This window comes from Dietzia sp. UBA5065, assembly GCA_002415925.1.
Lineage (GTDB): Bacteria > Actinomycetota > Actinomycetes > Mycobacteriales > Mycobacteriaceae > Dietzia.
In genome coordinates, this window is sequence record DIAZ01000181.1 from 8,275 (window position 1) to 16,062 (window position 7,788).

Sequence of the window (7,788 nt, forward strand, 5' to 3'; positions counted from 1 at the left end):
CGAGACGGGATGGAACTGCTGGACCACCCACACGTCACGCAGACCGGAATTGGCGGCGTTGCTCAGCGCGAAGTCGACGAGGTGGTATCCCGCCCCGTAGGGGACGGCGGGCTTCGCGCGGTCTCGGGTCAGCACGCTCAGCCGCGACCCCGCACCCCCCGCCAGGACGATCGCGACGACGGACAACGGTGCCATCCCGACTCCCCTCCGTGCCCCCCGGGCGCGAGCCCGTCAGGCGGTGACGGCGTCCGCGCGGACCCCTGCCGACTCGTCCTCGCCGTCAAAGTACAGGGCCACGTACCGACCCGCGACCTCAGCGACCTGCATCTCCATGTCGTAGACGCGCCGCAACACGTCGGTCCGCATCATCTGGGCCGGCGGCCCGTCCGCGACGATCTCCCCGTCCTTCATGGCGATGATCCGGTCGGAGTAGGCGGCCGCGATGTTGATGTCGTGGATCACCAACACGATGGTCCTGTCCCGCTCCGCCGCGGTCCGGCGAAGCAGTCGCATGATCGAGGTGGCGTGCCGAAGATCGAGGTTGTTCAGCGGTTCGTCGAGCAGGACGTACTCCGTGTCCTGCGCGAGAACCATGGCGATGTGCGCGCGCTGCCGCTGACCACCGGAGAGCTCGTCGAGATACCGGTCGGCCAGATCCTCCAGCTCCATCGCGCCCAGGGCCCGGTCGACGTGCTCGGTGTCGCCCGCGGTGGGTCGTCCGCCGTTGTGGGGGAACCTGCCGAACGCCACCAGTTCGCGAACCGTCAGGCGGAGTGAGACCGCGTTGTCCTGTCGCAGCACCGCGAGCCGTCGGGCCAGCTCCCGGCCGCCTCTGACCGAGACGTCGACCCCGTCCACCCGGACGTGCCCCGAGTCGGCCGCCTGGAGTCGACTCATCACCCCGAGCAGCGTCGACTTCCCCGCACCGTTGGGGCCGATCAGCGACGTGACGCCACCCTGGGCGAAGCGCGCGGTGACGTCGTTCAGGACCCGGGTGTCGCCGTACGACGCGCACACCGACTCCACCTCGATGCCGCACTCGGGCGAGTCCGGCGCCGTCCACCCGGGCGCACCGATCCGGTCGGACCGGCGGCGGAACTGCAGTAGGGACATGACGTCCTTCTTTCGTCAGCGTGCTCGGTTGGTGAGGAGCAGGAAGAGGAACAGCAGGCCACCGACGAACTCGATGACCACGCTCAGGGCGGACTCGACGCCGAGGGCGCCGAGGACCATCTCCCCGCCCGCCAGGGCGATCACGCCCAGCAGCGACGCGACGGGCAGGGTGAAGCGGTGGAGGGCGGTGCCGAGCAGGGCGTACGCCGCGTTGGCGACGATGAGACCGAAGAACATCACCGGCCCGATCAGCGCGGTGGAGGCGGAGACGAGGAACGACACCACCACCAGGACGACGATCGTCACCCGCCGGTGGTCGACGCCCAGCGCGACCGCCGGGTCCCGGCCCAGGAGCATCACGTCCAGCCTGCGGCCGAGCACCGCCACCACGCCGAGACAGGCGGCGACGATGAGTCCGCACGCCACGAGCACGTCCGGCTGGACGCCGCGGAAGCTGGCGAACATCGCATCCTGGACCCGCAGGTAGGCGGCCGGGTCCAGGAGTCGCTGGAAGAACGAGGAGATAGACCGGAAGAACACCCCGAACACCACGCCCACCAGTAGCAGCAGGTGGATGTCGGTCCGGCGTCCCCCGAGCAGCCAGAGGTACAGGGCGGTCGACGCCACCACCATGATCGCGGTCTGCCCGAGGAACCCGGTGAGCCCGCCGCTGATGAGCCCACCGGCGATCGCCTCGGGTCGCGGGACCATGAGGAACACGAGCATCGTCTGGACGAGCAGGTAGAGCGAGTCGAAGCCCATGAGCGCCGGAGTGAGGATCCGGTTCCCGGTGACGGTCTGGAACAGGACCGTCGACACGCCCACCGCCACCGACACCAGGACGATCGCGACGGCGTGACGCGACAACCGGCCGAGCGAGTAGTTCCACGCCCTGGACCCGACGGTCTCGGGAAGACCCGTCAGGATCAGCGCGGCGAGCGCCGCGACGGCGACCGCCGCGCACACCAGGGTGACCAGCCACCGGCGCCGGTGGTCGGATTCCGCCCGTGTCCGGTCGCGCGTGCGCCCCACCGGTCCGCCGGCGAGCGTGACGGCCTCAGCCATTGCGCACCGCCCGCAGCATCATCGCCAGGAAGGCCGCCCCACCGATGATCCCCACCAGGGTCCCCACGGGGATCTCGCCCGCCCCGGCGGAGCCGCCGGCGAGGAGACCCGGCAGCGACCGCCCGATCATGTCGCAGACGAGGACGGTGATCGCGCCGAGGAGCGCCACCAGGGGCAGGCCGCGCCTCGCGTCGTCCCCGACCACCCTGGAGACCACGTTGGGGACCACGAGCCCGAGGAGCGGGAGTGCGCCGACGGTGACCACGACGACGGCGGCCACGGCGGCGACGATGGACATCCCCAGGGCGACCACGGTGCGGTGGTCCAGGCCGAGTCCGGTGGCCACGTCCTCGCCCAGCCCCGCGACGGTGAACCTGTCCGCGGCGATGTAGGCGAGCACGCCGAGCACGGCGACCAGCCAGAGCAACTCGTACCGCCCGGCCAGGACCGCGGAGAAGTCGGCGAGCATCCAGGAGTTGAGCATCTGGAGCAGGTCGCGCGACAGCGCCAGGAACGCCGCCACCGCCCCCACGACGGAGCCGAGCATGATCCCGATGAGCGGCACCACGAAGGAGTCCGAGACCGCGACCCGCCGGATGCACGCGAGGAACAGCGCGGTCCCGGCGAGCGCGAACACCATGGCGACGAGCATCTTGACCACGATCGGCGCCCCCGGCGCGAGGATCGCCACCACCACCAGGCCCAGCCCGGCCGATTCCACCGTTCCGGCCGTGGAGGGTTCGACGAAGCGGTTGCGGGTGAGCAACTGCATGAGCAGCCCCGCGATCGCCAGGGACGCCCCGGCCAGGGCTGCCGCCGCGGTCCGGGGCAGCCGCGCCTCGACGAGGTAGACGCGGTGCGCCTCGGTGAGTCCGCCGGTGGCCACGTCCCACGCCGTGATGTCGGCCGCGCCGACGAACACGCTGGCGACGAGCGCCACGACGAGCGCGGCCATGCCGACCGCCGGCCACGGCAGCGTGCGCCGTGGCCGGCTGGCCACCGTGGAGACGGTCACGACCGGATCCCCTCCGCCGTCAGGAGACGGCCGAGTCGATCTCGGCGATCATGGCGTCCAGGACACCGAGTCCGCCGCCGATGAGGTACCAGTTCTGGCCGTCGAGCATGTGGACGTTGCCGTTCTCCGCGGCGGAGGTCCGGTTGAAGACGGGGTTGTCCAGCAGCGCGGAGGCCGCCTGTCCCTCGGCGCCGATCGCGGCGTCCCGGTCGATCACAAAGACGTGGTCGGGGTTGAGCTCGGCGATCTGCTCCCAGCTCAGGGGCGCGCCGTGGCTGCCCTCCGCGGCGACGTCACCGGCGGACTCCATCCCCAGCTCGTTGAAGATGATGTCGAAACGGGTCCCGGGGCCGTAGGCCGTGACCTTCCCGCCCGAGGTCATGAGCACCAGCGCGGTCCCGGCGTCCTGGGCCTTGGCGCGGGTGGCGGCCACCCTCCCGTCGATCTCGTCGAGCCGCTCCGTCGCCTCGTCCCGGGCTCCGAACAGCGCGGCGATCTCCTCGACCTTGGCACGGTTGGACGCGACCGTCCCCGAGGTGTCGGGGTCACCCGCGATCACCTGGTCGGAGATCTTGGCGAACTCCGGCTCCAACGCCTGCGTGCGGCCGCCGAAGAGGATGAGATCCGGACCGAGCTCCGCGATCACGTCCATCTTCGGCTCCTTGAGGCTGCCGACGTCCGTGTACTGATCGCTTGCGTAGGTCTCGAGCGCGGCCGGGAACACGCCGGTCTTGGGCAGGCCCACGACGCGCTCCTCGAGACCCAGCTCGGCGAGCGTGTCGGCCGCCGCGTGGCTGGTGAGGACGACCCTGCTCGGGCCCTCGCCCCGGGCGCCACCGGTCTGCGCGTCGGAGCTGCTGCACGCGGTGAGCGCACCGCCGGCCAGAACCAGGGCGGCTGCCGCGGCGACGATCTTGGGGAATCGCTTCACTACTACTACTCCAGAGGCTAGGTCGATAGGTAAGCCTCACCTTAACCATCCCGGCGGGCTACGGGCAAAATTAAGGTGAGCCTCACCTACTTTCTGGGGCGGGCGCCGCCCGCGACGGCCGCCCCGGACCATGGCCACGGGCCCCCGGGAACGCGTACGATCGCGGCACCGTCGACCCGGTGTGAACGGAAGGCCCGCGATGCCCACTGCAGCTGTCCGCCGGGCGATGCGCGCACAGGAGCGCCGCCGCTTCCTGCCGCCCGAGGTCGCGGGCGAGCACCACCGCGACGTCCCCCTGCCGATCGGCTTCGGGCAGACCAATTCCCAGCCCTCCACCGTCGCGGAGATGCTGACCCTCCTCGAGCCGTTCCCCGGCATGAGGGTCCTCGACGTGGGCTCCGGGAGCGGGTGGACGTCGGCGATCCTCGGCGAACTGGGCGGTCCCGACTCCACGGTGGTCGCGGTGGAACTGGTGCCGGACCTGGTCGATCGCTCGCGCGCGGCCATCACCCAGCCCTGGGTCCGGGTCCATCACGCCCGGCCCGGCGTGCTGGGCCTGCCCGAACACGGCCCGTACGACCGGATCCTCGTCTCGGCGATGGGCGACGAACTGCCCTCACAGCTCGTCGACCAACTCACGGCGGACGGCGTGATGGTGGCGCCCTGGCGCGGGGTGATGCACCGGGTGCGGCGCACCGACGGGACCGTCGAGGTGACCGAGCACGGCGGCTACCGCTTCGTCCCCCTGCGCCACACCCGAATGTGACCTGCGCAATCCGGCGATTATCCTGGATGGAAGTTTTACCCGCCTTCCAGTCCCAGGAGCGCCAATGCCCGAGTTCGTCTATGAGGACCTCCTCCCGGTCGGTGCAGACACCACCGAGTACCGACTCCTCACCACCGAGGGCGTCTCCACCGTGGAGGGTCCGGACGGCACGACGTTCCTGCGCGTGGAGCCCGAGGCGATCCGCCTACTCACCGAGACGGCGATGCACGACATCTCCCACTACCTCCGTAGCGATCACCTGGCCCAGGTGGCCAAGATCCTCGACGACCCGGAGGCGAGCGACAACGACAAGTTCGTCGCGCTGGACCTGCTCAAGAACGCCAACATCGCGGCCGGCGGGGTGCTGCCGATGTGCCAGGACACGGGGACCGCGATCGTCAAGGGCGAGCGTGGCCAGCACGTGCTCACCCCCGGGCCCGACGAGCAGGCCGTGGCCCGCGGCGTGTACGACGCGTTCACGCGGCTCAACCTCCGCTACTCCCAGAACGCCCCCATCACCATGTGGGACGAGCGCAACACCGGCAACAACCTCCCGGCCCAGATCGAGATCGGTGCCGACACCACGCCCGGCCACGAGAACTCCTACAAGTTCCTCTTCATGGCCAAGGGTGGCGGGTCCGCCAACAAGTCCTTCCTCTACCAGGAGACCAAGGCGATCCTCAACCCCGAGCGGATGATGCAGTTCATCGAGGAGAAGATCCGCTCGATCGGAACCGCCGCCTGCCCGCCGTACCACCTGGCGATCGTCGTGGGCGGCACCTCCGCGGAGTTCGCGGTCAAGACCGCCAAGCTCGCCTCCGCGCACTACCTGGACGAGCTGCCCCGCGAGGGCGCCATGACCGGCCGCGGTTTCCGCGATGTCGAGCTCGAGAAGAAGGTCTTCGAACTCACCCAGCAGATCGGGATCGGCGCCCAGTTCGGCGGCAAATACTTCTGCCACGACGTCCGCGTGGTGCGCCTGCCCCGCCACGGCGCCTCACTGCCCGTGGCGATCGCGGTCTCCTGCTCGGCCGACCGTCAGGCCAAGGCCAAGATCACCCCGGAGGGCGTCTTCCTCGAGCAGCTCGAGTTCGACCCCGGCCGGTTCCTGCCCGCCACCACGGACTCGGAACTCGACGCGGCGACGGACGGCATCTCGGGGACGGGCAAGGGCGCGGCGGTGAGGATCGACCTCAACCGGCCGATGTCGGAGATCCTCGCCGAGCTGAGCAAGCACCCGGTCAAGACCCGGCTCTCGCTGACCGGACCGCTGGTGGTGGCCCGCGACATCGCGCACTCCAAGATCAAGGAGCGGCTCGACGCCGGCGAGGAGATGCCCCAGTACCTCAAGGACCACCCCGTCTACTACGCCGGCCCGGCCAAGACCCCCGAGGGCATGCCGTCGGGCTCCTTCGGCCCCACCACCGCCGGCCGCATGGACTCCTACGTCGAGCAGTTCCAGGCCGCGGGCGGGTCCATGATCATGCTGGCCAAGGGCAACCGCTCCAAGCAGGTCACCGACGCCTGCGCGACCCACGGCGGCTTCTACCTGGGCTCGATCGGTGGACCGGCGGCGCGGCTGGCCCAGGACTGCATCAAGCACGTCGAGGTGATCGAGTACGAAGAGCTCGGCATGGAGGCGGTGTGGAAGATCGACGTGGAGGACTTCCCCGCGTTCATCGTCGTGGACGACAAGGGCGAGGACTTCTTCGCCCACACCGGCGAGGTCACGCTGACGATCGGCAAGCGACCGGGTCTCTGACGGCTCCTCCGCGGCCGCCGGCCCGGCGGGATCAGTCCCCCCGGGCCGCGGCCTCCAGGGCGGCGATGTCGAGCTTGACCATGTCCATCATCGCCGTGAACGCCCGCGAGGCCGCCTGCTCGTCGGGCCCCCGCCACAACTCGTAGAGCCGCTCCGGCGTGATCTGCCACCGGACGCCGTAGCGGTCGATCAACCAACCGCACTGCATCTCCCGGCCCCCCTCGGCGAGGAGCCCGTGCCAGTAGTGGTCGATCTCCGTCTGGTCGGCGCAGCGGACCTCCAACGAGATGGCGTCGGTGTACTCGACGTCGGACCCGCCGTTGAGGCCGAGAAAGGGCCGCCCGTCCAGCTCGAACTCCACGGTGACGACCTCGCCCGCCTTGGGGCCCGGGGTGTCGACCGGCGCCGTGTCCACGGTGATGATCCGGGAGTCGCGGAACACCGAGCAGTAGAACCGGGCGGCCTCCTCTGCCTGGGTGGCGAACCACAGGCACGTGACGAATCTGGACATCTGCTCGTCTCCTCACCGGCCGCGGGGCGCGCCGTGGTTCGAGTCTCCTCCGCGCGGAACCCGGTGCGGAAGGGGTCGGACGTTGCGATCGGGCGGCGATCCGTCCGCGCTCGGCCACGACTAGGATCTCCGGACATGCACAGGTTCCCGGGTGTTCTCGTCGTGGCCGTCGTGGCCGCCGCCGTCGGCGCGGGCCTCGCCGCCTGTTCGAGCGAGGGGGGTTCGGGCGGCGAGGCGACGGTGACGTCCCCGGCGTCGGGGGTGGTGACCACGACGAGCCCCGCCCCCGTCCCCGGACCCGCCGACACCACGATCGACGTCCCCGCCCCCGTCGCGGAACGCTGGACCCAGCTCGGGGGCGTGGCGGGCGACCTGGGCAGGGCGGCGGGTCCTGCAACGGACGTAGAGGGCGGGTCGGTCACCGAGTTCGAGCGCGGCTGGATGGTCCTCACCCCGGCGGGTCGGGTCTTTGTGGTCCAGGGCGAGATCCTCTCCGCCTATCGCGAGGCCGGCGGGCCGGCGGGCGAACTGGGATTCCCCACCTCGGACGAGACCACCACCGACGGCGGGTGGATCTCCGTCTTCGAGGGCGGCACCATCGCATTCCTCGACGGCCGCCCGGTCG

At 70.6% G+C, this 7,788-nt stretch carries 9 protein-coding genes; 3 read left to right on the plus strand and 6 right to left on the minus strand.

The window, feature by feature from the left end; genetic code table 11:
- The 5 genes from B4M60_RS14970 to B4M60_RS14990 form a co-directional block, all read right to left on the minus strand.
- A partial coding sequence (locus B4M60_RS14970; RefSeq protein ID WP_291085846.1) for a sugar phosphate nucleotidyltransferase occupies nt 1-195 on the minus strand: 195 nt, incomplete at its 3' end.
- A gap of 36 nt (nt 196-231) precedes the next feature.
- Nucleotides 232-1,113 (minus strand): ABC transporter ATP-binding protein, encoded by an 882-nt coding sequence (locus tag B4M60_RS14975; RefSeq protein WP_291085849.1) that lies wholly within the window; start codon nt 1,111-1,113, stop codon nt 232-234.
- A 15-nt stretch (nt 1,114-1,128) separates the two neighbouring features.
- The gene (locus B4M60_RS14980) at nt 1,129-2,178 is read right to left on the minus strand and encodes an iron chelate uptake ABC transporter family permease subunit (protein WP_291085852.1); all 1,050 of its coding nucleotides are present in this window, start codon (nt 2,176-2,178) and stop codon (nt 1,129-1,131) included.
- Nucleotides 2,171-3,133, minus strand: a complete 963-nt coding sequence (locus B4M60_RS14985) for an iron chelate uptake ABC transporter family permease subunit (protein ID WP_414646818.1) — start codon at nt 3,131-3,133, stop codon at nt 2,171-2,173. The genes B4M60_RS14980 and B4M60_RS14985 overlap by 8 nt, the downstream gene beginning before the upstream one ends.
- Before the next feature lie 79 nt (nt 3,134-3,212).
- Nucleotides 3,213-4,124: a siderophore ABC transporter substrate-binding protein gene (locus B4M60_RS14990; protein ID WP_291085858.1), complete on the minus strand. Its 912-nt coding sequence runs from the start codon at nt 4,122-4,124 to the stop codon at nt 3,213-3,215.
- A gap of 199 nt (nt 4,125-4,323) precedes the next feature.
- Between B4M60_RS14990 and B4M60_RS14995 the strand changes: the two genes are divergently transcribed.
- Nucleotides 4,324-4,890 carry a protein-L-isoaspartate O-methyltransferase family protein gene (locus tag B4M60_RS14995; RefSeq protein ID WP_291085861.1) on the plus strand — a complete coding sequence of 189 codons (567 nt, stop codon included), beginning with the start codon at nt 4,324-4,326 and terminating at the stop codon, nt 4,888-4,890.
- A 64-nt stretch (nt 4,891-4,954) separates the two neighbouring features.
- Nucleotides 4,955-6,652, plus strand: a complete 1,698-nt coding sequence (locus B4M60_RS15000; RefSeq protein WP_291085865.1) for a fumarate hydratase — start codon at nt 4,955-4,957, stop codon at nt 6,650-6,652.
- Between the two features lie 31 nt (nt 6,653-6,683).
- Here B4M60_RS15000 and B4M60_RS15005 read toward each other — a convergent pair whose 3' ends face one another.
- On the minus strand, nt 6,684-7,163 hold the full coding sequence (locus B4M60_RS15005; protein ID WP_291085869.1) for a VOC family protein: 480 nt from the start codon (nt 7,161-7,163) through the stop codon (nt 6,684-6,686).
- 135 nt (nt 7,164-7,298) lie between these two features.
- Between B4M60_RS15005 and B4M60_RS15010 the strand changes: the two genes are divergently transcribed.
- On the plus strand, nt 7,299-7,788 hold a 490-nt coding region (locus B4M60_RS15010; RefSeq protein WP_291085872.1), incomplete at its 3' end, for an LGFP repeat-containing protein.